General features: G+C 67.8%; 23 protein-coding genes and 1 pseudogene. 10 read left to right on the top strand and 14 right to left on the bottom strand.

Translation table 11 applies throughout. From position 1 onward, the window contains the following. Positions 1–276: 276 nt before the first annotated feature. Together AC1Q7H_RS05560 and AC1Q7H_RS05555 are read right to left on the bottom strand one after the other, a co-directional pair. Positions 277–930: pseudogene (locus AC1Q7H_RS05560) on the bottom strand (IS110 family RNA-guided transposase); the annotation flags it as partial. Positions 931–1,161: 231 nt separating this feature from the next. Beyond that, entirely contained in the window at positions 1,162–1,722 is a 561-nt protein-coding gene (locus AC1Q7H_RS05555; protein WP_193351047.1) for a nucleoside 2-deoxyribosyltransferase, read from the bottom strand. A 177-nt stretch (positions 1,723–1,899) separates the two neighbouring features. Here AC1Q7H_RS05555 and AC1Q7H_RS05550 point away from each other — a divergent pair, with 177 nt between their 5' ends. From AC1Q7H_RS05550 to AC1Q7H_RS05530, 5 genes are all read left to right on the top strand, one after another. Continuing rightward, on the top strand, positions 1,900–2,841 hold the full coding sequence (locus tag AC1Q7H_RS05550; RefSeq protein WP_492381029.1) for a 2-hydroxyacid dehydrogenase: 942 nt from the start codon (positions 1,900–1,902) through the stop codon (positions 2,839–2,841). Between the two features lie 71 nt (positions 2,842–2,912). Then, positions 2,913–3,107, top strand: a complete 195-nt coding sequence (locus tag AC1Q7H_RS05545; protein ID WP_013955718.1) for a DUF1059 domain-containing protein — start codon at positions 2,913–2,915, stop codon at positions 3,105–3,107. Positions 3,108–3,318: 211 nt separating this feature from the next. Then, positions 3,319–4,092, top strand: coding sequence for a molybdate ABC transporter substrate-binding protein (gene modA / locus AC1Q7H_RS05540; protein WP_211980766.1), 774 nt, complete (start codon positions 3,319–3,321; stop codon positions 4,090–4,092). Between the two features lie 18 nt (positions 4,093–4,110). Then, positions 4,111–4,821: a molybdate ABC transporter permease subunit gene (gene modB, locus AC1Q7H_RS05535; protein WP_013955716.1), complete on the top strand. Its 711-nt coding sequence runs from the start codon at positions 4,111–4,113 to the stop codon at positions 4,819–4,821. Between the two features lie 11 nt (positions 4,822–4,832). Beyond that, the gene (locus AC1Q7H_RS05530; RefSeq protein WP_035821992.1) at positions 4,833–5,555 is read left to right on the top strand and encodes an ATP-binding cassette domain-containing protein; all 723 of its coding nucleotides are present in this window, start codon (positions 4,833–4,835) and stop codon (positions 5,553–5,555) included. Here the strand turns inward: AC1Q7H_RS05530 and AC1Q7H_RS05525 are convergent. The 5 genes from AC1Q7H_RS05525 to AC1Q7H_RS05505 form a co-directional block, all read right to left on the bottom strand. Beyond that, positions 5,525–6,064, bottom strand: coding sequence for a class IV adenylate cyclase (locus AC1Q7H_RS05525; protein WP_013955714.1), 540 nt, complete (start codon positions 6,062–6,064; stop codon positions 5,525–5,527). The genes AC1Q7H_RS05530 and AC1Q7H_RS05525 overlap by 31 nt on opposite strands. Before the next feature lie 17 nt (positions 6,065–6,081). After that, positions 6,082–6,681: a LysE/ArgO family amino acid transporter gene (locus AC1Q7H_RS05520; RefSeq protein ID WP_013955713.1), complete on the bottom strand. Its 600-nt coding sequence runs from the start codon at positions 6,679–6,681 to the stop codon at positions 6,082–6,084. 94 nt (positions 6,682–6,775) lie between these two features. After that, positions 6,776–7,570: a TOBE domain-containing protein gene (locus tag AC1Q7H_RS05515; RefSeq protein ID WP_013955712.1), complete on the bottom strand. Its 795-nt coding sequence runs from the start codon at positions 7,568–7,570 to the stop codon at positions 6,776–6,778. Between the two features lie 88 nt (positions 7,571–7,658). After that, the gene (fabI, locus tag AC1Q7H_RS05510; protein WP_013955711.1) at positions 7,659–8,438 is read right to left on the bottom strand and encodes an enoyl-ACP reductase FabI; all 780 of its coding nucleotides are present in this window, start codon (positions 8,436–8,438) and stop codon (positions 7,659–7,661) included. A 41-nt stretch (positions 8,439–8,479) separates the two neighbouring features. Continuing rightward, entirely contained in the window at positions 8,480–10,864 is a 2,385-nt protein-coding gene (locus AC1Q7H_RS05505; RefSeq protein ID WP_211980765.1) for a DUF3141 domain-containing protein, read from the bottom strand. Positions 10,865–11,219: 355 nt separating this feature from the next. On the opposite strand from AC1Q7H_RS05505, the gene AC1Q7H_RS05500 reads away from it, so the two are divergent. Then, positions 11,220–12,182, top strand: a complete 963-nt coding sequence (locus AC1Q7H_RS05500; RefSeq protein WP_492381045.1) for a phosphate acetyltransferase — start codon at positions 11,220–11,222, stop codon at positions 12,180–12,182. A gap of 47 nt (positions 12,183–12,229) precedes the next feature. Then, on the top strand, positions 12,230–13,465 hold the full coding sequence (locus AC1Q7H_RS05495) for an acetate/propionate family kinase (protein WP_211980763.1): 1,236 nt from the start codon (positions 12,230–12,232) through the stop codon (positions 13,463–13,465). 1 nt (position 13,466) lies between these two features. Here AC1Q7H_RS05495 and AC1Q7H_RS05490 read toward each other — a convergent pair whose 3' ends face one another. Next, positions 13,467–14,288, bottom strand: a complete 822-nt coding sequence (locus AC1Q7H_RS05490; protein ID WP_492379755.1) for a tyrosine-protein phosphatase — start codon at positions 14,286–14,288, stop codon at positions 13,467–13,469. Between the two features lie 50 nt (positions 14,289–14,338). After that, positions 14,339–14,584: a hypothetical protein gene (locus AC1Q7H_RS05485; RefSeq protein ID WP_013955706.1), complete on the bottom strand. Its 246-nt coding sequence runs from the start codon at positions 14,582–14,584 to the stop codon at positions 14,339–14,341. Between the two features lie 436 nt (positions 14,585–15,020). Here AC1Q7H_RS05485 and AC1Q7H_RS05480 point away from each other — a divergent pair, with 436 nt between their 5' ends. The 3 genes from AC1Q7H_RS05480 to AC1Q7H_RS05470 are packed head-to-tail and all read left to right on the top strand — an operon-like array spanning position 15,021 to position 18,359. Continuing rightward, positions 15,021–16,544 carry an anion permease gene (locus AC1Q7H_RS05480; RefSeq protein WP_492381028.1) on the top strand — a complete coding sequence of 508 codons (1,524 nt, stop codon included), beginning with the start codon at positions 15,021–15,023 and terminating at the stop codon, positions 16,542–16,544. Positions 16,545–16,557: 13 nt separating this feature from the next. Continuing rightward, positions 16,558–17,607, top strand: coding sequence for an Ldh family oxidoreductase (locus AC1Q7H_RS05475; RefSeq protein WP_492381027.1), 1,050 nt, complete (start codon positions 16,558–16,560; stop codon positions 17,605–17,607). Between the two features lie 56 nt (positions 17,608–17,663). After that, the gene (locus AC1Q7H_RS05470) at positions 17,664–18,359 is read left to right on the top strand and encodes a transglycosylase domain-containing protein (protein ID WP_492381026.1); all 696 of its coding nucleotides are present in this window, start codon (positions 17,664–17,666) and stop codon (positions 18,357–18,359) included. Positions 18,360–18,413: 54 nt separating this feature from the next. Here AC1Q7H_RS05470 and AC1Q7H_RS05465 read toward each other — a convergent pair whose 3' ends face one another. The 5 genes from AC1Q7H_RS05465 to AC1Q7H_RS05445 are packed head-to-tail and all read right to left on the bottom strand — an operon-like array spanning position 18,414 to position 24,518. Further along, on the bottom strand, positions 18,414–18,638 hold the full coding sequence (locus tag AC1Q7H_RS05465) for a formate dehydrogenase subunit delta (protein ID WP_010811246.1): 225 nt from the start codon (positions 18,636–18,638) through the stop codon (positions 18,414–18,416). Continuing rightward, the gene (gene fdhD, locus AC1Q7H_RS05460; protein ID WP_492381025.1) at positions 18,635–19,501 is read right to left on the bottom strand and encodes a formate dehydrogenase accessory sulfurtransferase FdhD; all 867 of its coding nucleotides are present in this window, start codon (positions 19,499–19,501) and stop codon (positions 18,635–18,637) included. Before fdhD ends, AC1Q7H_RS05465 begins: the two co-directional genes overlap by 4 nt. Before the next feature lie 15 nt (positions 19,502–19,516). Next, a complete protein-coding gene (gene fdhF / locus AC1Q7H_RS05455) occupies positions 19,517–22,396 on the bottom strand; it encodes a formate dehydrogenase subunit alpha (protein ID WP_492381024.1) in 2,880 nt (959 codons plus the stop codon). Positions 22,397–22,431: 35 nt separating this feature from the next. Beyond that, a complete protein-coding gene (locus AC1Q7H_RS05450) occupies positions 22,432–23,994 on the bottom strand; it encodes a formate dehydrogenase beta subunit (protein ID WP_114131253.1) in 1,563 nt (520 codons plus the stop codon). Further along, positions 23,991–24,518 carry a formate dehydrogenase subunit gamma gene (locus AC1Q7H_RS05445; protein ID WP_013955698.1) on the bottom strand — a complete coding sequence of 176 codons (528 nt, stop codon included), beginning with the start codon at positions 24,516–24,518 and terminating at the stop codon, positions 23,991–23,993. Before AC1Q7H_RS05445 ends, AC1Q7H_RS05450 begins: the two co-directional genes overlap by 4 nt. Positions 24,519–24,605: the final 87 nt, after the last annotated feature.

The raw sequence follows: 24,605 nt of genomic DNA, 5'->3' as shown, positions 1-24,605 counted from the left end.
CCGTTGTCAATCGGATTGGTTCGGTTTCTGGTCAGTGCATTTGATCTGAATTTCCTGAGGGCGACGTAGCAGTAATTCTCGACGGTGGATCACACTGATATTCGCGGGTTGGCTACCGCATTACAGAGGTCCGTCCAACGAGCCTGCCGCTACCTATGGTCGCAAATCGGATGACATTCCTTGCGTAGTATCTTCGCGGGTTACTCGGATGCCCGGGCTACGCCGCCTTCAGGAAACTCTTCCAGTGGGTTGCGGGGTGGTTGACGAAGCGCTGTGTTACACGGCGGGCGCCTCTTCCGATACGGCCAACGACATGGACAGCCGGCTGATGTCCCAGATGAAGCCGGCCAGCTCGCGAGCCGTCGCGACTACCGCGATGTTCGCGTTTTTGCCTCGCGCGGCCAGCTTGCGATAGCGCCGGCATAGCCGGACCTGCGCGTCCCAGGCGCGATCGATGATAGCCTTCGGGATGCCTTCGTGCCGACGTTGAATGTCGGGACTTACGCGTGCCGGATGCCGGTAGCTCCAGGCGGCCTCCACGAGCAGCTTCCTTGCATAGCTGTTGCCGGTCTTGGTGATGCTGCCCTGACGGCGCCTATCGCCGGAGGAGTGTTCGGATGGTGTCACCCCCAGCCATGCCATCAATTGGCGCGGATGCTCAAAGCGCGAGAGATCGCCCAACTCCGCGAGCATGCCAACTGCTGTGGTGAATTGCACGCCGCGCATCGTTTGCAGGCCGAGCACGGCCGGATAGAAGTGCCAGTTGACGACCGCCTCGCGCAACGCGGCCTCCAGCCGGGCGCATTGCGCGAGACGGTCCTCGATCGTGCGCCGATGCTCCTCGAACGCCAGTTGCTGCCACGCGCTGTCGAACGCATACGTGCTCAGCCAGCGCCGGTGCGCCGGCCCCCAGTCGGCCCGGCCCGCATGCGCTTCGCGCATGCGGTATGTGGTGACCCGGCCTTGCGCCGGGCACGGATAGAAGGTAGACCGGGGCTGTTTCCCCGGCCTTACGTAACCCCGACCTCGGTTTCAAGCCGTGTCAGCCCACGAAGATTCGAGGCTTGCAAGGAGAAAGCATCGCGCCAGTCATGTCTATGGAAATTCAATCCCCGAGGAGCTTGACATCCTCGCCCTCATAGAAGGGCCTGTTCACAGGCTCTAGTCGTCGCCCCACACCGCGGTGTCGCGCTCGCGGCGCGCGGCGGCTTCAGCGGCGCGCCGGTGAATCGCCTCGGCCATCGCCGCCAGGCACTCGGCCGCACCACCGTGCACCAGCTTCGCCGCACACGCCAGCATCAGGTTCTTGCCCAGCCCGAAATCCTCCACCACGAAGCCGCGCGCATCCAGCGGCGTGCCATCCTCGTCGGTGGCCACGGTGACGCGCGCGCGCAGCGTTCCCGCGTCCGCGCTGTAGGCCCAGACCGGCTTCTGCAGCGCCACCGCAAAGCCCACCTCGAACGCCGTGCCGGAATCCGGCTCGCCCGGTCCGCGGAAATCGTCAAGGTTGGCCATCACCATGTCGGCGCGCCGCAGCAGCGCGAGATTGGCGTCATAGATCCAGCGCGCGGTGTCGGCACCCGACAGGCCTTCGGGCGCGGATTTGTCGAGTGGATACAGGCCACTGAAGCCATGCGCTGCGCATAGCGCCTTGAGGTGCTCGCCCCAGGCGCGCGCATCCTTGCGAAAGACATCGAAGCCAGCCAGGTAGATGGTTTTCATGGCACGTGAAGTAGTGCAACAGGGATCAGGATCGCAGCATAACCCGCCGCCCGCGGGCGCGATACCACCGGCCTGCACGAACATCGCACAACTTGCGCGCGCACGATTTGCCCGCTTCCTGCGCATGGGGGACCCTTGCGCTACCATTGCCCGTCCCCTCCTTGCATCCCGCATCCCATGCCTGCTCCCCAGATCCTCCAGGTCGGCCCGCTCGCGCCGCAGACCAACGCCACCCTGCAGCAACAATACGGCGCCGCCGCGCTGTGGCAGCAGGCCGATCCGATCGCGTGGGCGCGCAGCGAGGGCCAGCAGGTGCGCGTGGTGGTGACCTCGGCGCGCCACGGCTGCAGCGTGGCGCTGATCGATGCGCTGCCGCGCCTGGAAGCCATCGTCAGCTTCGGCGTCGGCTATGACGCGATCGCGCTGGACGCGGCCCGCGCGCGCGGCATCCAGGTCAGCAACACGCCCGACGTGCTCAACGACTGTGTTGCCGACCTGGCCTTCGGGCTGCTGCTGGATGCGGCGCGTGGCATCGCCCATGGCGACCGCTTCGTGCGCGCCGGGCGCTGGCCGCAGGGCGGCTTCCCGCTGACCACGCGCGTGTCGGGCAAGAAGCTCGGCATCCTGGGGCTGGGCCGCATCGGCGAGATCGTCGCGCGCCGCGCGCAGGGCTTCGACATGGAGATCGCGTACAACAACCGCCGCCTGCGCGAGGGCGCGCCGTGGCGCTTCGAGCCTGACCTGAAGGCGCTGGCGACGTGGGCCGACTTCCTGGTGGTGGCCACCATCGGCGGGCCGTCGACGGCCGGGCTGGTATCGCGCGAGGTCATCGACGCCCTCGGCCCCAGGGGCATCCTGGTCAATGTGTCGCGCGGCAGCGTGATCGACGAGGCGGCAATTGTCGCGGCGCTGGTTGACGGGCGCCTGGGCGGCGCCGGCCTGGATGTGTTCCAGGACGAGCCCAACGTGCCGCCCGCGCTGCTGGCGCTGGACAATGTCGTGCTGGCGCCGCACATGGCCAGCGGCACGCATGAAACGCGCGCCGCGATGACCGCGCTGACGCTGCAGAACCTGGATGCGTTCCTGGCTGACGGCAGGGTACTGACGCCAGTGCTGTAGAAGGCTACCCGCGTGCCTATACTGGATGCACCGGCCCCAGCCCACTCTGCGGGCCGGCGTCAGGAGGCATCATGGCACGCAAGTTTATCGATTGCCGCGAGTTCCCGAGCGACACCCACTGCACGGTGGCAATGAGCGCCGACAGCGAAGACGAACTGCTCGAAGCCGCGGTCCAGCACGCGGTAGCGGTGCACCAGCATCAGGACACCCCTGAGTTGCGCACCCAGTTGAAGTCATTGTTCAAGGAAGGCATGCCGCCGGCGTGAAACCGGCACGGCTGGCGCCCGGGGGCGCCGGCCCCCACCCCTGGGGCTCATTCGCAGTCCCTGATACAGCACTTATACCACTTCGAATACCCATGACGGCCGTCATGGCACATCATTGACGCAGCGCTATATACAGACGTATATTGCGCCTGACAGCCCACCCGCACAGGCCTTGCCGCACACGCCGGCTGGCCGAATCCCGAGGATTCCGATGTCTGCCCTCCGTTCCTGCCGCCGCGGGTTCCTGCTGGCCGCCTCCGTCGCCACGCTGGCGCTGGCCGCGCCGCCCGCCTTTGCCGCCGACCTGGTGGTGTCCGCGGCATCCAGCCTGACCAACGCCTTCAAGTCGCTGGCCGAGTCGTTCGAGCGCGCCCATCCTGGCACGCACGTGGTGCTGAACTTCGGCGCGTCCGACGTGCTGACGCAGCAGATCATCAAGGGCGCGCCGGCCGACGTGTTCGCCTCGGCCGACCAGGAAGCGATGAACAAGGCCGAGGCCGAGAAGGTGATCGCGCCGGCCTCGCGCCGCAACTTCGCCGCCAACCAGGTGGTGCTGATCGTACCCGCGGACAGCAAGCTGGCCATCGCCTCGCTGCAGGACCTGACGCGCCCGGAAGTGAAGCGCATCGCCTACGGCAACCCGGCCTCGGTGCCGGTGGGCCGCTACACCCGCGGCGCGCTGGAAGCGGCCGGGCTGTGGGACGCCGTCGCCGCCAAGGGCGTGCCGGCGCAGAACGTGCGCCAGAGCCTGGACTACGTCGCGCGCGGCGAGGTCGAGGCCGGCTTCGTCTTTGCCACCGATGCCGCGGTGATGCCGGATAAGGTCAAGGTGGCCGTGCGCGTGCCAAGCCGCACGCCGGTGACCTACCCCATCGCCATCACCAGCCTGACGCGCCAGCAGAAGGAAGCGGCGCAGTTCGTCGACTACGTCGCCTCGCCGGAAGGCCAGGCGGTCCTGTCGCGATTCGGCTTCCAGAAGCCCTGACGGAGCGTTGCGCGCACCATGGACGCCGTCTGGGTACCGCTGCTGCTGTCGCTGAAGGTGGCCGGCTGGGCCACCGCGCTGAATGCCGTGCTCGGCGTCGGCGCGGCCTGGGCGCTAGCGCGCTGGCGCTCGCCCCTGCGCGACGTGGTCGATGCGGTGCTGACGCTGCCGCTGGTGCTGCCGCCCACGGTGCTGGGCTACTACCTGCTGGTGCTGGTCGGGCGCCGTGGCGTATTCGGCGAGTGGCTGGCGCGCCTGGGCATCGAACTGGTCTTTACCTGGCAGGGCGCAGTGCTGGCCTCCACCATCGTCGCCTTCCCGCTGGTGCTCAAGTCCGCGCGCGCCGCCTTTGAAGGCGTGGATCATCAGCTGGAAAACGCCGCCCGCGTGCTGGGCGTGCCAGAAGCCGGCATCTTCTTCCGCGTCACGCTGCCGCTGGCCGCGCGCGGCATCATCGCCGGCGTGCTGTTGGCCTTTGCCCGCGCACTGGGCGAGTTCGGCGCCACGCTGATGATCGCCGGCAACCTGCCCGGACGCACGCAGACGCTGTCAGTCGCCATCTATGAGGCGGTACAGGCCGGCGACGACAACACCGCCAACCTGCTGGTATTGGTGACCTCCGTCACCTGCGTGCTGCTGCTGGTGGTCGCCGGGCGCCTTGTGCCGGCCGCCACGCGCAACCCCGCTGAACTCTATGAACGCCGGCGCCTGCGCCCGCGCATCCGCTAAGCCGAGTCGCCATGAGCATGCACGTCAGCATCCGCAAGCAGATGGTCTCGGCCGACCGCCACTTTGCACTGGATATCGATTTCGATTCGGCCAGCCGGCGCATTGCGTTGTTCGGGCCCTCGGGCGCCGGCAAGAGCCTGACGCTGCGCGCCATCGCCGGCCTGCTCGCGCCAGACAGCGGCCGCATCGTGCTGAACGGCCGCACGCTGTTCGATGCCGACGCCGGTATCGACGTGCGCCCGCAAGAGCGCCGTGTGGCCTACCTGTTCCAGGAATACGCGCTGTTCCCGCACCTGAACGTGGGCCAGAACATCGGCTTCGGCCTGTCGCGCGGCTGGCGCAACCCGCGCCGCGGCGCCGTGCATCCGGAAGCGCAGCGCTGGATCGACGCCTTCGGCCTGGCCGACATCGTCGGCAACTACCCGGCCGAGATCTCCGGTGGCCAGAAGCAGCGCGTGGCACTGGCGCGCGCGCTGGTGGCGCAGCCCGACATCGTCTTGCTGGACGAACCCTTCTCCGCGCTGGACCCCGCGCTGCGCGCGCGCATGCGCGCGGAGTTGCGCACGCTGCAGGCCAGCCTGGATGTGCCGATGCTGGTGATCTCACACGATCCCGCCGATGTCGAGGCGCTGGGCGACCACGTGCTGGAAATCCGCGAGGGCCGCATCTTCGGCAGCGGCACCAGCCGCCACCATCCGCCGGTCTACGCGCCGGTGTCGGCGCGGGTGGCCTGAGCCGAGCGCAGCAGGTCGACGTAGGCGCCTTCAATCAGGTTCGACGCGGGAATGCCCAGCCGCGCCAGCAATGCGTGGGCTTCGGCCACGCCGTCCTCCAGGCGCTCGCCGTCGGCCAGCACCACTTCCAGTTCCAGGAAATCGCCCAGCGCCTCGACCCGGTCCAGGTGCACGCGCGTGCGGCCAGCCAGGTACAGCGTGCGCAGCTTGCGCACCCGCCCGCCCTCGCCATGCGCCGCGGCCAGCGCCGCGCGCAAGGTATCCGGCGATTGCGTCGGCGACAGGATGTAGAAGCTCTCCTTCGGCCCCGCCTCGTCGGCACGCGCATAGAAGATCAGCTCGCCGCGGTCGGGGGCGAACTCGCGCAGCTTGAGCCGGCCGTTGGCGCAGGGGAAGAAGGTATCGTCCTGGCGGATGTATTCGGGACCGCTGTCGGCCAGTGCTGCCGCATGCGGCAGCAAGGCTTCTATACTGTCAATGCGAGCCTTGATCTCGATGTTTCTTGGCATGCGTCTCTCTCCTGCGCTCAGCCCAGCAGCAGCCGCGCGGCAATCACCCACATGGTGATGCCGATCACCACTTCCAGCACCTGCCACGCGCGCGGCCGCGCAAACACCGGCCGCAGCAGCGCCGCGCCATAGCCCAGCGAAAAGAAGAACAGGAACGACGCGGTCATGGCACCCGCGGCGAACTCGCGCGCGTTCCCTGCGAACTGCGTCGACACCGAACCGATCAGCATCACCGTATCGAGATACACATGCGGATTGAGCCAGGTGAACGCCAGGCACACCGCCAGCGTGGCTCCAAGCGGCCGCGGCGCGGCGTCGCTGGGATCCAGCACCGCGTTCGAGCGCCACGCGGCCAGGAAGCTGCGTGCGCCATACCAGATCAGGAAAGCCGCGCCGCCATAGCGCATCGCCGCACCCAGCCAGGGCAGCTCGCGGATCATCACGGCAAAGCCGGAAACACCCAGCAGGATCAGCAGCGCATCGGAAAGCGCGCACACCAGGCAGACCCAGAACACATGCTCGCGCCGCAACCCTTGTCGCAGCACGAAAGCATTCTGGGAACCGATGGCAAGAATCAGGGAAAGACCGAGGGAGAAGCCGGCGAGAGCGGCGTGCATTTGTTGTGGAACGGCTGTTTTTTTGGGTGGCTATTATTGCACGCCGGGGGCAGCCGATGCCCGCCCATCTTCCCATTCCTGCCGCAGGACTACCTCACGCCACTACACCCAGGATTACACTTGACGCCTTGAACACCGCCACCGCAGCCACCCCCACTTCCAGCCCCAGCGCTTCCACACTCCCATTGGTCACGATCGCCGCAACCGTACCGCCGCCGTCGAGTTCGATCACCACTTCGGCGTTCACCGCGCCAGGCATCACGCGCGACACCACCCCCGGCAACTGGTTGCGCGCCGACAGCCGCATCCCCGGATCGGGCAGCCCCACCAGCACCGACGATGCCTTGATCAGCGCAAACGCCTCGGTGCCCTCGGCCAACGCCAGCGTTTCGACGCTTTCATGCGTGATGGTGGCCACGATCTGCTGCCCGCCGGGCAGTGCCAGCACGACCTCGTCATTGACCGCGCCGCCGCGCACACTGGCCACGCGCCCGAACAGCTTGTTGCGTGCACTGGTCTTGATCATCATTCGCCTCATCAGGTGGATATCGTCGGCCGCCCCCTCGCCCAGGCGCGACAGCTGCGCGACAAAGCGCTGGTGTTCGTCTTCCAGCGCACGATAGGTGCGGATCAGTTGCTCGCCGCGCGCGGTCAGGTGCGTGCCGCCGCCGCCCTTGCCGCCGGCGGCGCGCACCACCAGCGGCTCGCCCGCGCTGTTGTTCATGGCATCGATGGCGTCCCACGCGGCCTTGTAGCTGATGCCGACCGCGCGCGCGGCCGCGGTGATCGAGCCGTGTTCGCCGATGGCGGCGAGCAGCGCGATGCGGTCCTTGCCGCCCCAGTCTTGTGAGCCGGAGCGGAACCAGATGGCTCCCTGGAGTTCAAGCATGGATGTCGGGTGCCGGTGGCCGGCACCGCAATGGAGTTCGAGACGCGGCTATGGTAATCCGAATTGCGGATCGGTCCAGCGCAGGACACTAGGCCATGATGTGCACGCCACCATCCACATAGACTGTGTTGCCCGAGATGCGCCGCGCATACGGCGTGGCCAGGTAGGCAGTGGCAAAGCCCACGTCCATGATGTCGACCACCTCGCCCAGCGGCGCGCGCCCGGCGGCGTCGGCCAGCAGCAGGTCGAAGTCCTTCAGGCCCGAGGCCGCGCGCGTCTTCAGCGGCCCGGGCGAGATCGCGTGGACGCGGATACCCAGCGGCCCCAGCTCGTGCGCCAAGTAGCGGCAGCTGGCTTCCAGCGCCGCCTTGACCGGGCCCATCAGGTCATAGTTGGGCACGACGCGGTTGGCGCCCTCATAGCTCATCGCGAACAGCGTGCCGCCCTGCGGCATCAGCGGCACGGCCAGGCGCGCCATGCGCACGAAGGAGTGGCATGAGATGTCCATGGCGCGCCCAAACCCCTCTGCCGACGAATTGAGCAGGCCGCCCTGCAGGTCGGCCTTGGGCGCGAACGCAATCGAATGGACTATCGAATCGAGACCGCCCCACACGCTCTCGATACGCGCAAAGAGCGCCGTCATCTGCTGCGCGTCTTCCACGTCCAGCGGCATCAGGATGGGCGCCTGAATGGCTTCGGCCAGCGGCGCCACGTGCGGGTAAGCCTTGTCGTTCAGGTAGGTCATGGCGACCTGTGCGCCCAGTTCATGGAACGCCCTGGCACAGCCCCACGCAATCGAATCGGCATTGGCCACGCCGGCCACCAGCACACGGGCGCCGGCAAGCGGCGGATTGGATACGTTGACCATGGCGGCTCCTGTTGGACCAAACCCGATGCGGTGCGCAAGCCTCAGCTGCGCGGCCGCGTGGCGCGCGGCGCGGCCTTGCGCTTGCCGGTGGTGCGCGCGGCCTGCGGCTTGCCGTTCCCAGCATGGCTGAGGGCAGACGCGGTATCGGCCGCGTCCACCGGCGCAACTGCGTCGGCAGCCTCGGGCGGATGACCCGTGCCCATTACTTCGGCGACTTCGCGATAGCGCCCCAGCCGCTCGCCTGACAGCGGGCCGCCGACCGTCATCACGCGATGCGCCGCCACCATCAGCTTGCGGCGGGTCTCGCGGTCCGGCACCAGGGCCGGCAGCGCCCGGATCGCGCGCTGCGGATCCAGCCTGACGATAAAGCTCTGCTGGCGCACTGCGGTCTTGAAGGCGGCCAGGTCGGCCTGGCCGCCGGATTGCTCGGTGGCTTGCTGCTGTTCGCGCGCAATGCGGCGCAGCAGGTTGAACGGCCGCTCCTCGATGGCGCTGGGGCGATCGGCCACGTAGGCCAGCACGCGCACAAAGGCCTCCAGTGTGCCGCCCTGCCCGATCGCCGCCTCGGCATCGTGCAGGCGCCGCTGCGCCAGTTCCTTGCGCAACGCCACGGTGACGGGCGACTCCACGTTGGCCGGTGGCAACTGCCCGCTCATGCCCACCAGCGCCGCCATCGCCGGCGAACCGTAGATTGCCTCGAAGGTCCGCTCGTACCACGCGTCGCGTACATCACGATACTGGTCGAGCGCGCTGACGATCTGCGCCGACGCGGCCTTCTCCATGGTCAGGAACGGATTGTCCGGCGCCACCGGCGCGCGATGCGCGCGCACCATCGGCGCCATCGCGCCGATCCACGCCATCCACGGATTCATGTCGGTCGCCAGCGAGCGCTCCAGCCGCGCCGGGTGCAGCGTGCGCATCCACTGCGCGCCCAGTTCATTGGACATCGCGCGCACCCATGGCGAGACGAAGGTGTCGTACATGTGCTGGTTGATCTCGGCCACGCGCCGCACCACCTCGAACGGGCGTTCGTCCTCGCGGCCGTCGTCCAGCGCCAGGATGTCGTTGACGCTGCGGCGCTCGAAGCGCACCAGGTAGCGCCCTTCGATCAGGTCCCGGTGTGGCAGGTCAGGCGCCACGTCCTCGATCTTGGCCTCGTACAGGCCCGGCGGCAGCACATCGATCAGGTCCAGCGCGCAGAACAGTTCGCTGTGTTCGCGGTTGGCGACGCCGGCGGAAACAAAGATGCCCAGGTGCCCCACGGTCTCGTGCAGGCAGTAGACGATCACTTGGTCGTTGGCGACCAGTTCCTCATCGGTGGGGTACAGGTCCGGGATCCAGTTCAGCGCCTGCTGCGGCGGCGTGATGTTGTCCCCCCAGGACGCGAAGACGACCACCGGCGAACGGATGTTGCGCAGGTCCACCACGGTCTTGCCGTCGCTGCTGCGCACCTCGCCCGCGGTCAGCCGGTTGCCGACGAACAGGTTCTGCACAATCCAGTCGATCTCCGCGCGGTTCATCAGGAAGTGGCCGCCCCACCAGCGCTCGAACTCCAGGAAGCGCGGGCCTTCCGTGTCCGCCTTGGCGTAGACGTCGTAGAGCTTCTTCCACAGCGTGTTGGCCGGATTGAGCTGCTCGAAGTTCTGCACGAGCCAGGCACCGTCGAAGCGGCCATTGCCCATGTCGGCGGTCAGCGAGGCCAGAAACGAGCCGCCCAGCAGCCCGCCGCTGTAGCGCATCGGGTTGCGCCCGCGCACGCCCGACCAGTACGCCAGCGGTGCGCCGGCCACCAGCAGCGGCCCGGTGCGCTCGGGCGCGACCGCGGCCAGGATCATCAGTGCCCAGCCGGCCTGGCAGTTGCCGATGACGAAGGGCTTGCCGGGTGCGTCCGGGTGCCGCTCGCCGACGATCTTGAGGAAGTCGGCCTCGGCGCGCGCCACCGATTCGATCGTCTGCCCCGGGCAGGGCTCCTGGAAGAAGGTGACGAAATAGCACGGATGCCCGGTGCGCAGCGCGATACCGATCTCGCTGTCGGCCTTGAAGCCACCGATGCCGGGGCCGTGGCCCGCGCGCGGGTCAATCACCACGAAGGGGCGCTTGGCAGGGTCGGTCGGGCTGTTGGCCGGCGGCACGATGCGCAGCAGCGCGTAGTTGACGGGCTCGGGCAGTTCGCGGCCGTCGGCCAGCAGTTCCTGCTCGAACACGAGCACAGGCGGCATGCCCTCGCGCTCATGCTCGGCGGTCTCGTTGCCGCGCTCGCGCAGGATGTCGAACAGCAGCACGGTGCGCTGCCAGGCGTCGGTGAAGTATTCCAACGCCGGCTGGCCGAGCGCCGCGAACGGATTGGCTGCTTCTGGGACCTGCGTGGTGGAGGGTGATGGGCCGGAACTGCCTTGCGGCGGCCTGGCGGGTATGCGTGCGGTCATTCCACTTTCCCCTGATTGGCGCCGCTGCCGGGCGCTGGCGCACTGTCAGCGCCACTGGAGTGACGCTTGTTGCATTGCAGCAAAAACAAGCCTAGCAGCCGCGGCGATGCCGTGCAACCCGCTGACCGGCACCCCCCAAAGCCTCGCCGCGCGCAGCATCCATCGGTCATCAACCCGACAAATTCGTCGCCTATACTGGCGCAGTGCGCTTGCGCACTGCAGCAAGGCGGTGCGCGGAGCACCCGGTGCGAGACCGACGGCCATCCCTCGACGCCACCGCGCCGGACCAGTATCCTTGCCCAGCATCCGCTCTCGGAACATCGCCATGACCGCTGCCTCGACTGCCACGTCTGCCATGTCCGGACTTGCCGCGCCCGCCGCCGAGGCGCCGGACAAGTACACCGCGCTGCTCGCGCGCTGCGCTGGGCTGCCGCCCATCCCCACCGCGGTGGCGCACCCGTGCGATGTCTCATCGCTGAGCGGCGCGCTCGAGGCCGCGAAGCTGGGCCTGATCGTACCGATCCTGGTCGGGCCCGCCGCGCGCATCCGGCAGGTCGCCGCCGAGCATGGACTTGCGCTGGGCGACACCCGGATCATCGACACCGCGCACAGCCATGCCTCGGCCGAGCGCGCGGTCGAAGGCGTGCGGGCCGGCGAGGCCGAGCTGCTGATGAAGGGCAGCCTGCACACCGACGAGTTGCTGCATGCGGTCACCGCCTCGGCCAGTGGCCTGCGCACCGGGCGGCGCCTGTCGCATGTATTCGCCATGAGCGTGCCGCGCTACCACAAGCCGCTGTTCATCACCGATGCAGCGGTCAACATCTTCCCCACGCTCAACGAGAAGGCAGATATCTGCCGCAATGCCATCGACCTGGTGCGCATGCTGGGCATCGAGCAGCCCAAGGTGGCGATCCTGTCGGCAGTGGAAACCGTCACCGACAAGATCCCCTCCACCATCGACGCCGCGGCGCTGTGCACCATGGCACGGCGCGGCCAGATCACCGGCGGCATGCTGGACGGCCCGCTCGCCTTCGACAACGCCATCAGCCGCGAAGCCGCCATCACCAAGGGCATCGACTCGGACGTGGCCGGCGACCCCGACATCCTGCTGGTGCCGGACCTGGAAGCCGGCAATATGCTGGCCAAGCAGCTGACCTTCCTGGCGGGCGCCGAAGCCGCCGGCATCGTGCTGGGCGCGCGCGTGCCCATCATCCTCACCAGCCGGGCCGACAGCGTGCGCGCGCGCATCGGCAGCTGCGCCATTGCCGTGCTGCTGGCGCACGCACGCCGCAACGCCGCAGCCGCGGCGCAGGTCTGAGCCGTGCCCGTGCGGCCCTTGCGCAACCACTTGGGAGTCCATCCAGCGTGACCGCCATCCATCCTGCCGTGCATCCCATCATCCTAGTTGTCAACGCCGGCTCGTCCAGCGTCAAGGTATCGGTCTACGCCGTGCCCGACGCCGCGCATGGCAATGCCGACATCAACCCGGTGTTGAGCGCGCACGGCCAGATCGAGGGCATCGGCGTGGCGCCGCGCCTGACCGCGCGCATGGCCGACGGGCGCGTGGTCGCCGAAGAGACCTTCCCGCAGGCCCAGGTGGCCGACCACGACGCCGCCTTCCGCCTGGTGCGCCTGGTGCTGAGCGTGGGCCTGCGCGACAACCCGCCGGTGGCGATCGGCCATCGCGTGGTGCATGGCGGCGCCGACTATGCGCAGGCCGTGCGCATCGACGACGAGGTGATCGCAAAGCTGGAGGCGCTGGTGCCGCTGGCGCCGCTGCACCAGCCGCACAACCTGACTGCCATCCGCGCGGTGCGCGAGGCCGTGCCGGACCTGCTGCAGGTGGCCTGCTTCGACACCGCCTTCCATGCTGGCCACGACGTGCTGGCGCAGCTGATGGCGCTGCCCTACGCGTACTACGAGCGCGGCATCCGGCGCTATGGCTTCCACGGGTTGTCGTACGAGTACATCGCGCGCCGGCTGCGCCAGGTCGCGCCCGACCTGGCCGAGGGCCGCGTGATCGTGGCGCACCTGGGCAACGGCGCCAGCCTGTGCGCCATGCGCGACGGCCGCAGCGTGGAAAGCACCATGGGCCTGACTGCGCTCGACGGCCTGCCCATGGGCACGCGCTGCGGCTCGGTCGATCCCGGCGCGCTGCTGTGGCTGGCGCAGCAGGGCATGAAGCCGGCCGAGATCCAGGCGATGCTGTACCAGGAATCCGGGCTGAAGGGACTGTCAGGCGTGAGCAGCGACATGCGCGCGCTGCTGGCCAGCGATGCACCGCGCGCGCGGCTGGCGGTGGACTTCTACACCTACCGCGCCGCGCAGGAGATCGGCAAGCTCGCCCCCACGCTGGGCGGCCTTGACGCGCTGGTGTTCACCGCGGGCATCGGCACCAACTCGCCGCCGGTGCGCGCACGCATCTGCGAACACCTGGCGGGCCTGTTCGGCATCGCGCTCGACGGTGGCGCCAACGGCGAGAACAGCCAGCGCATCAGCCGGGACGACAGCCGCGTGCCGGTGCTGGTGCTGCCGACCGATGAAGAAGGAATGATTGCGCTGAACACTGCCCGCATCCTGCGCGAATGCGGGCAGCTTTGAGTCAGCCTGCCAGGTAGTGCCCGCGCAGCTGCGCGACGTCCACTTCGAGCGCGTCGCGCAGGTAGTTGTCGACACTGCCCCAGCCTGCATCGATGGCCTGCATCGACGCATCGAGGTAGCTGGCGCGGACTTCCAGCAGCGGCGTCATCACCGCGGGAGCCACGCCAAGCTCGGCCATGCGCGCCAGCGCAGTCTGGTTGAACTGCGCATTGCGCTGGTTCGACTCCAGGTAGTTAGCCAGGATATCGTCCTGCGCCACGCCCAGCGCCGCCAGCAACAGCAGGGCGGCAAAGCCCGTGCGGTCCTTGCCGGCGGTGCAGTGGAACAGCAGCGTCTTGCCGTCCTGCGCGGTGCGCATGAAGCCGGCGAAGGCCTCGCGGTAGCGCACCGGGAAGTCGCCATAGACCTCCAGCATGAAGGCATCCATCTGTGCCGGCGTGCTGGCGCGCAGGCGCGGCATCAGCACGTCCATCGCCATGCTGCCCTCCAGCACCGGCGCCGCCACCCAGTGGAAGCGCTGGCCGAAGGCGGCCTCTTCGGGCGACTTCTCGCCGGGCGAACGGAAATCCACCACCATGTCGAGCCCGAGCGTCTGCAGCCGCTCCAGGTCCGCCGCGCTGGCCAGCGCGGGGTTGCCGCTGCGGTACAGGCGCCCCTGGCGCACGCGGCGTCCGCCCGCGCCGGCCAGGCCGCCAAGGTCGCGCGCATTGCTGATGGTGTCGAAGGCCAGGTCATGCCGGCCCTGGTCGCTGGCCGCGGCCGGAGCCTGCGGCACGACGGCATGCGCTGGCAGGCAGCCTGCGCGTTGAAGCCACTTGATCATTGTTCTTTCCTGATTGTCCTTGCGATACGGGCCGATGCCGTGCCGGCGCTTCAGCGCTCGCGGTACGCCGGCACATGCCAGCGCAGGTGGCAGCCGGCGATATAGCGCCGGTCCAGCCGCGCCACCAGCTTCCACACCGTCAGCGCACTGGCATCGATATCGACCCACGCCCACGGGTGCTTCGGGTCGCCCGCTTCCACCAGTTCCACCGAACGGATCTTCGCATACCGCGCCAGCGCCTCGCGCAGCGCCGCAGCGTCCAGCCCTGCTTTCAGTCCACGTACCAAAACCTTCATGGTCGGCTCCAATTATTTCAGATCACTTCCGCTCATGCATCACCCGGCCGGGGCCATGGTGGCGCGCTTGCGCACACACACCGCCGCCAGACCTTATGTGGCGAGCTTCTCACTGGTATGACGCCTGTGGCGGCCCGAGTATCCATTGATCACGCGTGGACTTGATCTTGCTCATGGCGGGCGGAAATAGCACGGAGTTGCCCTCGACAGGGCCGGCTGCCAGTCGGAAAATTCCTATCATGTCGAACGCGGCGGCCACGCCAGCAGCGAGGCCGCTCCGGACACACCGCACACGGATGCCGTCTCGCGACCGACACTTGCCTGTCCTGCCGGCCGTGCTGTCCCAGCGCCGGCGCGCCGCACTGTCCGCCGAGAGCCGTCCGAGCCAGGTGTCCCCGGGTACCGACCAGGATCACCAACCAACAGGATGCCGGCGATGACAGAGACTTCCGCCTCCCCCCCTTCCGCCCCCTCCGCCGCGGCTGCACAGGCTGTCGTGCCGACACCGAAACTCACGCTGCACTGGGGCCTGTTCGCCGCCGTCGGAGCGCTGCTCGTGGTGCTGGCGATCCCGCAGCCCGAGGGGCTGACCGTCGCCGGCCAGCGCATGCTGGCGATGCTCGCCTTCGCCATCGTGGTATGGATCACCGAGGCGGTGTCATATGAGACCAGTGCCATCATGATCACCTCACTGATGGCGGGGCTGATCGGCTTTGCGCCGACCGTCAACGACCCCTCGGTGCAGTACGGCACCTCGAAAGCGCTCGGCATGGCACTGGCGGGGTTCTCCAACACCGCGCTGGCACTGGTCGCCGCGGCGCTGTTTATCTCCGCAGCGATGACCGTGACCGGGCTAGACCGGCGCATCGCGCTGGTGACGCTGTCTGCCATCGGCACCAGCACGCGCCGCATCCTGATCGGCACGATCGCCGTCACCATCGCGCTGAGCCTGGTGGTGCCCAGCGCCACCGCGCGCAGCGCCTGCGTGGTGCCGATCATGATGGGCGTGATCGCCGCCTTCGGCGTCGACAAAAAGTCCAATATCGCCGCCGGCATCATGATCACGGTGGCGCAGGCCACCAGCATCTGGAACGTCGGCATCCAGACCGCCGCGGCGCAGAACCTGCTGACGGTGGGCTTCATGGACAAGCTGCTGGGCGAGCGCATCACCTGGCTGCAATGGCTGATCGCCGGCGCGCCGTGGGCCATCGCGATGTCGGTGGTGCTGTATTTCCTGGTGCGCTTCCTGCTGCCCGCCGAGACCGACGCCATCCCCGGCGGCAAGGAAGCCGTGCAGCGCGAGCTGTCGGCCCTCGGCCCGATGAGCGCGCCGCAGAAGCGGCTGGCCGCGGTATCGCTGGGACTGCTGCTATTCTGGGCCACCGAAGGCAAGCTGCACAGCTTCGATACCGCCACCGTGACCTTCGTCGGCCTGGTGATCCTGATGATGCCGCGCATCGGCGTGATGGACTGGAAGACCATGCAGCAACGCACGCCCTGGGGCACGCTGATCGTGTTCGGCGTCGGCATCAGCCTGGGCACGGCGCTGCTGTCCACCAACGCCGGCCAGTGGCTGGGGCAGTTCGTGGTCACGCATTCCGGGCTGGCGACGCACGGCGCGCTGCTGGTGTTTGCGATCCTGTCGGCCTTCCTGATCCTGATCCACCTGGGCTTTGCCAGCGCCACCGCGCTGACCGCGGCGCTGCTGCCGATCCTGATCGCGGTGCTGCAGACGCTGCCCGGCGACATCAACCGCGTGGGCATGACCATGCTGCTGGGCTTTACCGTCAGCTTCGGCTTTATCTTGCCGATCAACGCGCCGCAGAACATGGTGTGCCTGGGCACGGAAGCCTTCAACGGCCGCCAGTTCGCGCGCATCGGCATCCCCGTGACGATCATCGGCTACGCCATGATGCTGCTGTTCGCGGCCACCTACTGGCGCTGGCTCGGCTGGATCTGAGGAGATGGCTGCCATGAAGGTCTCCCTCACCAGCGCCCGCCAGCTTGCCCGCGACATCCTCGCCGCGCAGCAGGTACCCGCCGACATCGCCGACGACGTGGCCGAGCACCTGGTCGAATCCGACCGCTGCGGCTATATCAGCCACGGCCTGTTGATCCTGCCCAACTACCGCACGGCCCTCGACAGCCACAGCGTCAACCCGCAAGGCCGCGCCAAATGCGTGCTGGACCAGGGCACGCTGATGGTGTTCGACGGCGACGGCGGCTTCGGCCAGCACGTGGGCAAGTCCGTGATGCAGGCAGCGATCGAGCGCGTGCGCCAGCATGGCCACTGCATCGTCACGCTGCGCCGCTCGCACCATCTCGGCCGCATGGGCCACTACGGCGAGATGGTGGCAGCCGCCGGCTTTGTGCTGCTGAGCTTCACCAACGTGATCAACCGCGCGCCTGTGGTGGCCCCGTTCGGCGGCCGCGTGGCGCGGCTCACCACCAACCCGCTGTGCTTTGCCGGGCCGATGCCCAACGGGCGGCCGCCGCTGGTGATGGACATCGCCACCAGCGCGATTGCGATCAACAAGGCCCGTGTGCTGGCCGAGAAAGGCGAGGCGGCGCCAGAGCGCAGCATCATCGACGCCGACGGCAACCCCACCACCGACGCCTCCAGCATGTTCGGCGAACACCCCGGCGCGCTGCTGCCCTTCGGCGGCCACAAGGGCTATGCGCTGGGCGTGGTGGCCGAGTTGCTGGCGGGCGTGCTGTCCGGCGGCGGCACCATCCAGCCGGACAACCCGCGCGGCGGCGTGGCCACCAACAACCTGTTCGCGGTGCTGCTCAATCCTGCGCTGGACCTGGGCCTGGACTGGCAGAGCGCCGAGGTCGAGGCGTTCATCCGCTACCTGCACGACACGCCGCCAGCGCCGGGCGTCGACCGCGTGCAGTACCCCGGCGAGTACGAGGCCGCCAACCGGGCGCAGGCCGGCGACACGCTGGACATCAACCCGGCCATCTGGCGCAACCTTGAGCGCCTGGCACAGTCGCTCAACGTAGCCGTCCCCACGGCCTGAAGGCCGCCCGCGGCGGGGCTCGCGTCCTGCCGCGCGCGGCTGGCACAATACGTGCCATGAGAAGCCTCTGGTCCGCCTTCATCAAGCTGCTGGTGCTCGCCGTGATCGGCGGCGCGCTGCTAGCCGCCATCGCCATCCTGGCCGCCAACCGGCAGCTGCCGTCGCTCGACGCGCTTACCGCCTTCCGCCATACGCCCGACTATGTGCCCATCGGCAAGATCCCGCGCGAGCTGACCGACGCCGTGGTGGCGATCGAGGATGAGCGCTTCTACGTGCATGACGGCATTGACTACATCGGCGTCGTCCGTGCCGGCGTTGCCAACTTGTCGGACGAGCTGTCGCAGGGGGCATCGACCATCACCATGCAGGTGGCACGCAATTTCTACCTGTCGCGGGACAAGACCTATACCCGCAAGCTGTACGAGGTGCTGCTGTCCTACCGGATTGAAAAGGCGCTGACCAAGGACGAGATCCTGGAGCTGTATATGAACAAGATCTACCTGGGACAGGGGGCGTACGGCTTTGCCGATGCGGCGCGGGCTTACTTTGGCAAGCGGCTGGATCAGTTGACGCTGGCTGAGTGTGCGATGCTGGCCGGGTTGCCCAAGGCGCCTTCGGCTAACAATCCGGTGGCGAATCCCAGGCGGGCGCGGCAGCGGCAGGTTTATATCCTGCAGCGAATGCTGGAGCTTGGGCGGATCTCGCGGGGGGAGTATGACGGGGCGTTGCTGGAGCCGTTGAGGTTGAGGTGAGGTGGTGTTTCTGCTTGGCGCCGGAGGTGCCTGGCACCAAGCCCAACGCCTCCCTTACTCCAGCATCGCCCGATGCCGCCCCAGCGCCTCGCGCACGATATCCAACAGCCCGCTCCCTGCTTCGGCATCCACATGCCCCAGCAGCGCCTTGCGCATCCGCGGCTCCCAGAACCGCTTGATATGCCCCGCAATATCCGAGACAGCCTCTTCCCGATCCGGCATGGCCTCGAAGAAGCTGCCGATCTGGTTGGCCATGGTGATGAGGTTGTCGATCTTCATGCCAGACTCGCTTCGTGCTGCAAACGTTGGGGATGGGCATAGACCACGTGCGCGCCGGCGCGCACGAAGCCGGCCAGGGTGATGTTGGCCTGCTCGGCGAGGCGCACGGCCAGCGCCGTCGGTGCGGACACTGCGGCCAGCACGCCGGCGCCGATGGCGGCGGTCTTCAGCACCATTTCATAGCTCGCGCGACTGGTCACCAGCACCGCGCCGCTGGAGATGTCCTCGCCGCTGCGGGTAAGCGCGCCCGCCAGCTTGTCCAGCGCGTTGTGGCGACCCACGTCTTCGCGCACCAGCGATACATGGCCATCGGCACGCAGCCATGCGGCAGCGTGCGTCGCACCCGTGTGTTGCTGCAGCTCCTGTCGCAGTTGCAGTTGCACGAAGGCGGCCTGAATCACGTCGGTATGGAAGCTGGCTTCGCTGCGCACAGGTGCCGGCAGGCGCATCACCTGCTCCAGCGATTCAGTGCCGCACAGCCCGCAGCCGGTGCGCCCGGCCAGCGAGCGGCGGCGATCCTTGAGCCGCATGAAGGCTTCGGAGGCGATCTCCAGCTGCACGGCGATGCCGTGCTCGCGCATATCGATCTCGATGTCATAGACGTCGCTGGCACGGGTAACGATGCCCTCGCTCAGGCTGAACCCGATCGCAAAGTCCTCCAGGTCGGCCGGCGTCGCCAGCATCACCGCGTGCGAGATGCCGTTGTACACCAGCGCGACCGGCACTTCCTCGGCCACTTCATCGGGGCTCAGCATCAGCTCGCCGCGGCGCCAGCGGCTGACGGCGAAGGTGCTGTGGGTGGCGGGCACGGCGTCTTCCGCCGCGTCCGGATCAATTTCCGGTGACTGCATGCAGCGCATCATGGCGTGACCCTCCGCTCACCCTGCGGCCTGCGCCGGATCGGCGCTCGCGGCTTCCAGCAGTTGCAGCTGCTGGGTGTTGAACTCCTGGTACTCCCGCTGCCACGCCGAAGGCTGCGCCACCGGCAGCACCTGCACCGCGGTCACCTTGTATTCCGGGCAGTTGGTGGCCCAGTCGGAGTTGTCGGTGGTGATCACGTTGGCGCCGGATTCCGGGAAGTGGAAGGTGGTGTAGACCACGCCCGGCTGCATGCGCTCGCTGACAATCGCGCGCAGCACGGTGTCCCCTGCCCGGCTCTGCACCCCGACCCAGTCCCCGTCCTTGATGCCGCGCTCCTCGGCATCGTGCGGATGGATCTCGAGCCGGTCCTCGGCATGCCAGTAGACGTTGTCGGTGCGGCGCGTCTGCGCGCCGACGTTGTATTGCGACAGGATGCGGCCAGTGGTCAGGATCAGCGGGAAGGCGCGCGTGATCTTCTCGGTGGTGGGCACGTACTTGGTGATGATGAATTTGCCCTTGCCACGCACGAAGGCGTCGATATGCATGGTCGGCGTGCCTTCCGGCGCGTCGGCGTTGCACGGCCACTGGATGCTGCCCAGCTGGTCCAGGCGCTTGTAGCTGACGCCCGCGAAGGTCGGCGTCAGGCGCGCGATCTCGTCCATGATCTCCGACGGATGCTTGTACTCCATCGGATAGCCGAGCGCATTGGCCAGCAGGATGGTCGCTTCCCAGTCGGCATAGCGCGCCTTGGGCGGCATCACCTTGCGCACGCGCGAGATGCGGCGCTCGGCGTTGGTGAAGGTGCCGTCCTTTTCCAGGAAGGACGAGCCCGGCAGGAACACGTGCGCGTACTTGGCGGTCTCGTTGAGGAAGATGTCCTGCACCACAATGCATTCCATCGACGACAGCGCCTCGGACACGTGCTGCGTATTCGGGTCGGACTGGACGATGTCCTCGCCCTGGCAGTACAGGCCCTTGAAGCTGCCAGCCAGCGCGGCTTCGAACATATTGGGAATGCGCAGGCCCGGCTCGGGGCTGATCTCGACGTTCCACGCAGCTTCGAACAGGCCACGCGTGGTCGAGTCCGACACGTGGCGGTAGCCCGGCAGCTCATGCGGGAACGAGCCGATATCGCACGAGCCCTGCACGTTGTTCTGCCCACGCAGCGGGTTCACGCCCACGCCTTCGCGGCCGATATTGCCGGTGGCCATGGCCAGGTTGGCAATGCCCATCACGGTGGTGGAGCCTTGCGCATGCTCGGTCACGCCCAGGCCGTAGTAGATCGCTGCATTGCCGCCGGTAGCGTACAGGCGCGCGGCGCCGCGCAGCTGTTCCGCCGGAATGCCGGTGACGCATTCCATGGCCTCGGGCGAGTTCTCCGCCAACGAGACGAAATCGCGCCATTGCTGGAAGGCGCGGTCCTCGCAGCGCTCAGCGATGAAGGCTTCGTTGAGCAGGCCTTCGGTGACGATCACGTGGGCCAGCGAGGTCACCAGTGCCACGTTGGTGCCCGGGCGCAGCTGCAGGTGATAGTCGGCACGGATATGCGGCGAATCCACCAGGTCGATGCGGCGCGGATCGACCACGATCAGCTTCGCTCCGGCGCGCAGGCGCTTCTTCATGCGCGAGGCAAAGACCGGGTGTCCGTCGGTCGGGTTGGCGCCAATCACCATGATCACGTCGGCCTTCTCGACCGACTTGAAGGTCTGCGTGCCGGCCGATTCACCCAGGGTCTGCTTCAGGCCATAGCCGGTCGGCGAATGGCACACGCGCGCGCAGGTGTCGACGTTGTTGTTGCCGAAGGCGGCACGCACCAGTTTCTGGACCAGGTAGCCCTCTTCATTGGTGCAGCGCGACGACACGATGCCGCCGATCGAATCCTTGCCGTGCTCGGCCTGGATACGTTTGAACTGCGACGCGGCGTAGTCGATCGCCTCTTCCCACGACACCTCGCGCCACGGATCGGTGATCTTGGCGCGGATCATCGGCTTGAGAATGCGGTCCTTGTGCGTGGCGTAGCCCCAGGCAAAGCGGCCCTTGACGCAGGCGTGACCTTCATTGGCCTTGCCGTCCTTGTACGGCACCATGCGCACCACTTCATTGCCCTTCATCTCGGCCTTGAACGAACAGCCCACGCCGCAATAGGCACAGGTAGTCACGGTGCTGTGCGAGGGCTGGCCGAACTTGATCACCGAGGTCTCGGTCAGCGTCGCGGTCGGGCACGCCTGCACGCAGGCGCCGCACGAGACGCAGTCCGATTCCATGAACGACTGGCTGGTGCCGGGCGAGACGCGGGAATCGAAGCCGCGGCCGCTGATGGTCAGGGCGAAGGTACCCTGCGTTTCCTCGCAGGCACGCACGCAGCGGTTGCAGACGATGCACTTGGAGGGGTCATAGGTGAAGTAAGGATTGGATTCGTCCTTCTTCATCTGCGTGTGCGTCGCGATCGGCGCAGCTTCCGGGCCGCCGTCGTTGTAGCGCACTTCACGCAGGCCGACCACGCCGGCCATGTCCTGCAGTTCACAATTGCCGTTGGTCGGGCAGGTCAGGCAATCGAGCGGGTGGTCGGAGATATATAGCTCCATCACGCCGCGACGCAGGTCGGCCAGCTTGTCGCTCTGGGTCTTGACCTTCATGCCGGCTTCGACCGGCGTGGTGCACGATGCCGGATAGCCGCGGCGCCCTTCGATCTCGACCAGGCACAGCCGGCACGAGCCGAAGGCTTCGAGGCTGTCGGTGGCGCACAGCTTGGGGACGGCGATCTGCGCTTCCATCGCGGCGCGCATCACTGAGGTGCCGGCGGGCACGGTGACGCTGACGCCATCGACCTCCAGGGTGACCAGTTCAGTGGATGGGCTGGCAGGCGTGCCGAAATCGATCTCGTTGCGGGCGTTCATGGCGGTTTGTCTCCCGTGTCTCTGCTGGACCTGGCTCAGGCGGCCTTGGCTGGGTTGGAGGCGAGGCCGAAGTCCTCGGGGAATTCATTCAGCGCGGACAGCACCGGGTACGGTGTCATGCCGCCCATCGCGCACAGCGAGCCGTTAAGCATGGTGTCGCACAGGTCGCGCACCAGTGCGACATGCTTGACCGGCTGCTCGCCGGCAATGATGCGGTCCATCACTTCGACCCCGCGGGTCGAGCCGATCCGGCACGGGGTGCACTTGCCGCACGATTCGATCGCACAGAACTCCATCGCGTAGCGGGCCTGCTTTGCCATGTCGACGGTTTCATCGAACACCACGATGCCGCCGTGGCCGACCACGCCGCCGAACGCGGCATAGGCTTCATAGTCCAGCGGCACGTCGAAGCGCGACTCGGGCAGGTAGGCGCCCAGCGGCCCGCCCACCTGCACCGCGCGGATGGCGCGGCCGCTGCGCGTGCCGCCGCCGTAGTCGACCAGCAGCTCGCGCAGCGTGACGCCGAACGCTTTCTCCACCAGTCCGCCCCGCTTGATGTTTCCGGCCAGCTGGAACGGCAGCGTGCCGCGCGAACGGCCCATGCCGTAGTCGCGGTAGTACTGCGCGCCGCGCGCCAGGATCACCGGCACGGTGGCCAGCGAGATCACGTTGTTGATCACCGTGGGCTTGCCGAACAGCCCCTGCAGCGCCGGCAGCGGCGGCTTGGCGCGCACCACGCCGCGCCGTCCTTCCAGGCTTTCCAGCAGCGCGGTTTCCTCGCCGCAGACATAGGCGCCGGCGCCCTTGCGCACTTCCAGGTGGAAGCGCTTGCCGCTGCCGCGGATGTCGTCGCCGAGCCAGCCGGCGGCGTTGGCGATGCCGATCGCGCTTTCCAGCACGGCAATCGCGTGCGGGTATTCGGAACGGCAGTAGATGTAGCCCTGCTCAGCACCCACCGCCAGGGCGGCAATGGTCATGCCTTCGATCAGCATGAACGGGTCGTCTTCCATCACCATGCGGTCAGAGAACGTGCCCGAGTCGCCTTCGTCGGCATTGCAGACGATGTACTTGACCGCGGACTGCGCGCCCAGCACGGTCTTCCACTTGATGCCGGTCGGGAATGCCGCGCCGCCGCGGCCGCGCAGGCCGGAGTCGGTGACCTCCTGCACGATCTCGGCGGGCTGCATCGCCAGCGCGCGCTCCAGGCCGGCAAAGCCCTCATGCGCGCGGTAGTCGTCCAGCGACAGCGGATCGGTGATGCCGACGCGGGCGAAGGTCAGGCGCTCCTGCTGCTTCAGGAAGGGGATCTCTTCGGTCACGCCCTGCGACAGCGCGTGCTCGCCGCCTTGCAGCAGGCCAGCGTCGAACAATTCCGGCACGTCTGCGGCGCTGACCGGGCCATAGGCCACGCGGCCGGCTCCGGTCTGCACCTCGACCAGCGGCTCCAGCCAGAACATGCCGCGCGAGCCGTTGCGGACAATGCGCACGTGCTGGTTGCGCGCGGCGGCTTCGCGCGCAATGGCGCGCGCCACATCGTCGGCGCCCAGCGCCAGCGCGGTGGAGTCGCGCGGCACGAAGATGGTGGTGACCGTGATCATGCCTGTGCCTCCGCCGCTTCCGGGGTTTCTTTCGAAGACTCGCGCAGCGAGCGCACTAGCGCGTCGAAGCGTTTCGCGTCGACATAGCCGTGCAGTTGCTCGCCGACCATCACCGCCGGGCCGCAGGCGCACTGGCCCAGGCAATAAACCGGCTCCAGCGTCACCTGCCCGTCCGCGCTGGTTTCATGGAAGCCACAGCCAAGTGCGCGCTGCGCATGCTCGGCCAGCGCTTCGGCACCGACCGACTGGCAGGCTTCGGCGCGGCAGACCTGTACCACGTGGCGCCCGGCCGGCTGCTGGCGGAAGTGGTGGTAGAAGGTGATCACGCCATGCACCTCGGCGCGCGACAGGTTCAGCGCGCGGGCAATCACGGGCACGGCGGCGTCGGGAATATAGCCCTGTGTGTCCTGGATCTCATGCAGGATCGGCAGCAAGGCGCCCGGCATTTCCTGGCGTGCCGCCACGATGGCGGCGATGCGCGTGGCATCGGCGGATGCCGCTGCGTGGGGGGCAATTTCTGGCATAGCGTCTCCTGTGAGGCGTCGCCCAGATCGGCAGCGCGGCCTCTTATATGCTATTTTTTTCCTATTTACGGGCTGTGGCGTCGCCGT

Source organism: Cupriavidus sp. GW823-FHT06D04, assembly GCF_058795055.1.
This window is presented reverse-complemented; position numbering and strand designations above follow the sequence as displayed.

Coding starts and splice junctions, on each gene's coding strand:
- AC1Q7H_RS05520 (WP_013955713.1), bottom strand. CDS start 6,681: ATGCACGCCGCTCTCGCCGGCTTCTCCCTCGGTCTTTCCCTGATTCTT.
- AC1Q7H_RS05490 (WP_492379755.1), bottom strand. CDS start 14,288: ATGATCAAGTGGCTTCAACGCGCAGGCTGCCTGCCAGCGCATGCCGTC.
- modA (WP_211980766.1), top strand. CDS start 3,319: ATGTCTGCCCTCCGTTCCTGCCGCCGCGGGTTCCTGCTGGCCGCCTCC.
- modB (WP_013955716.1), top strand. CDS start 4,111: ATGGACGCCGTCTGGGTACCGCTGCTGCTGTCGCTGAAGGTGGCCGGC.
- AC1Q7H_RS05475 (WP_492381027.1), top strand. CDS start 16,558: ATGAAGGTCTCCCTCACCAGCGCCCGCCAGCTTGCCCGCGACATCCTC.
- AC1Q7H_RS05480 (WP_492381028.1), top strand. CDS start 15,021: ATGACAGAGACTTCCGCCTCCCCCCCTTCCGCCCCCTCCGCCGCGGCT.
- AC1Q7H_RS05470 (WP_492381026.1), top strand. CDS start 17,664: ATGAGAAGCCTCTGGTCCGCCTTCATCAAGCTGCTGGTGCTCGCCGTG.
- AC1Q7H_RS05525 (WP_013955714.1), bottom strand. CDS start 6,064: ATGCCAAGAAACATCGAGATCAAGGCTCGCATTGACAGTATAGAAGCC.
- AC1Q7H_RS05545 (WP_013955718.1), top strand. CDS start 2,913: ATGGCACGCAAGTTTATCGATTGCCGCGAGTTCCCGAGCGACACCCAC.
- AC1Q7H_RS05515 (WP_013955712.1), bottom strand. CDS start 7,570: ATGCTTGAACTCCAGGGAGCCATCTGGTTCCGCTCCGGCTCACAAGAC.
- AC1Q7H_RS05500 (WP_492381045.1), top strand. CDS start 11,220: ATGTCCGGACTTGCCGCGCCCGCCGCCGAGGCGCCGGACAAGTACACC.
- AC1Q7H_RS05555 (WP_193351047.1), bottom strand. CDS start 1,722: ATGAAAACCATCTACCTGGCTGGCTTCGATGTCTTTCGCAAGGATGCG.
- AC1Q7H_RS05530 (WP_035821992.1), top strand. CDS start 4,833: ATGAGCATGCACGTCAGCATCCGCAAGCAGATGGTCTCGGCCGACCGC.
- AC1Q7H_RS05505 (WP_211980765.1), bottom strand. CDS start 10,864: ATGACCGCACGCATACCCGCCAGGCCGCCGCAAGGCAGTTCCGGCCCA.
- AC1Q7H_RS05485 (WP_013955706.1), bottom strand. CDS start 14,584: ATGAAGGTTTTGGTACGTGGACTGAAAGCAGGGCTGGACGCTGCGGCG.
- fdhD (WP_492381025.1), bottom strand. CDS start 19,501: ATGATGCGCTGCATGCAGTCACCGGAAATTGATCCGGACGCGGCGGAA.
- AC1Q7H_RS05465 (WP_010811246.1), bottom strand. CDS start 18,638: ATGAAGATCGACAACCTCATCACCATGGCCAACCAGATCGGCAGCTTC.
- AC1Q7H_RS05445 (WP_013955698.1), bottom strand. CDS start 24,518: ATGCCAGAAATTGCCCCCCACGCAGCGGCATCCGCCGATGCCACGCGC.
- fabI (WP_013955711.1), bottom strand. CDS start 8,438: ATGGTCAACGTATCCAATCCGCCGCTTGCCGGCGCCCGTGTGCTGGTG.
- AC1Q7H_RS05450 (WP_114131253.1), bottom strand. CDS start 23,994: ATGATCACGGTCACCACCATCTTCGTGCCGCGCGACTCCACCGCGCTG.
- AC1Q7H_RS05550 (WP_492381029.1), top strand. CDS start 1,900: ATGCCTGCTCCCCAGATCCTCCAGGTCGGCCCGCTCGCGCCGCAGACC.
- fdhF (WP_492381024.1), bottom strand. CDS start 22,396: ATGAACGCCCGCAACGAGATCGATTTCGGCACGCCTGCCAGCCCATCC.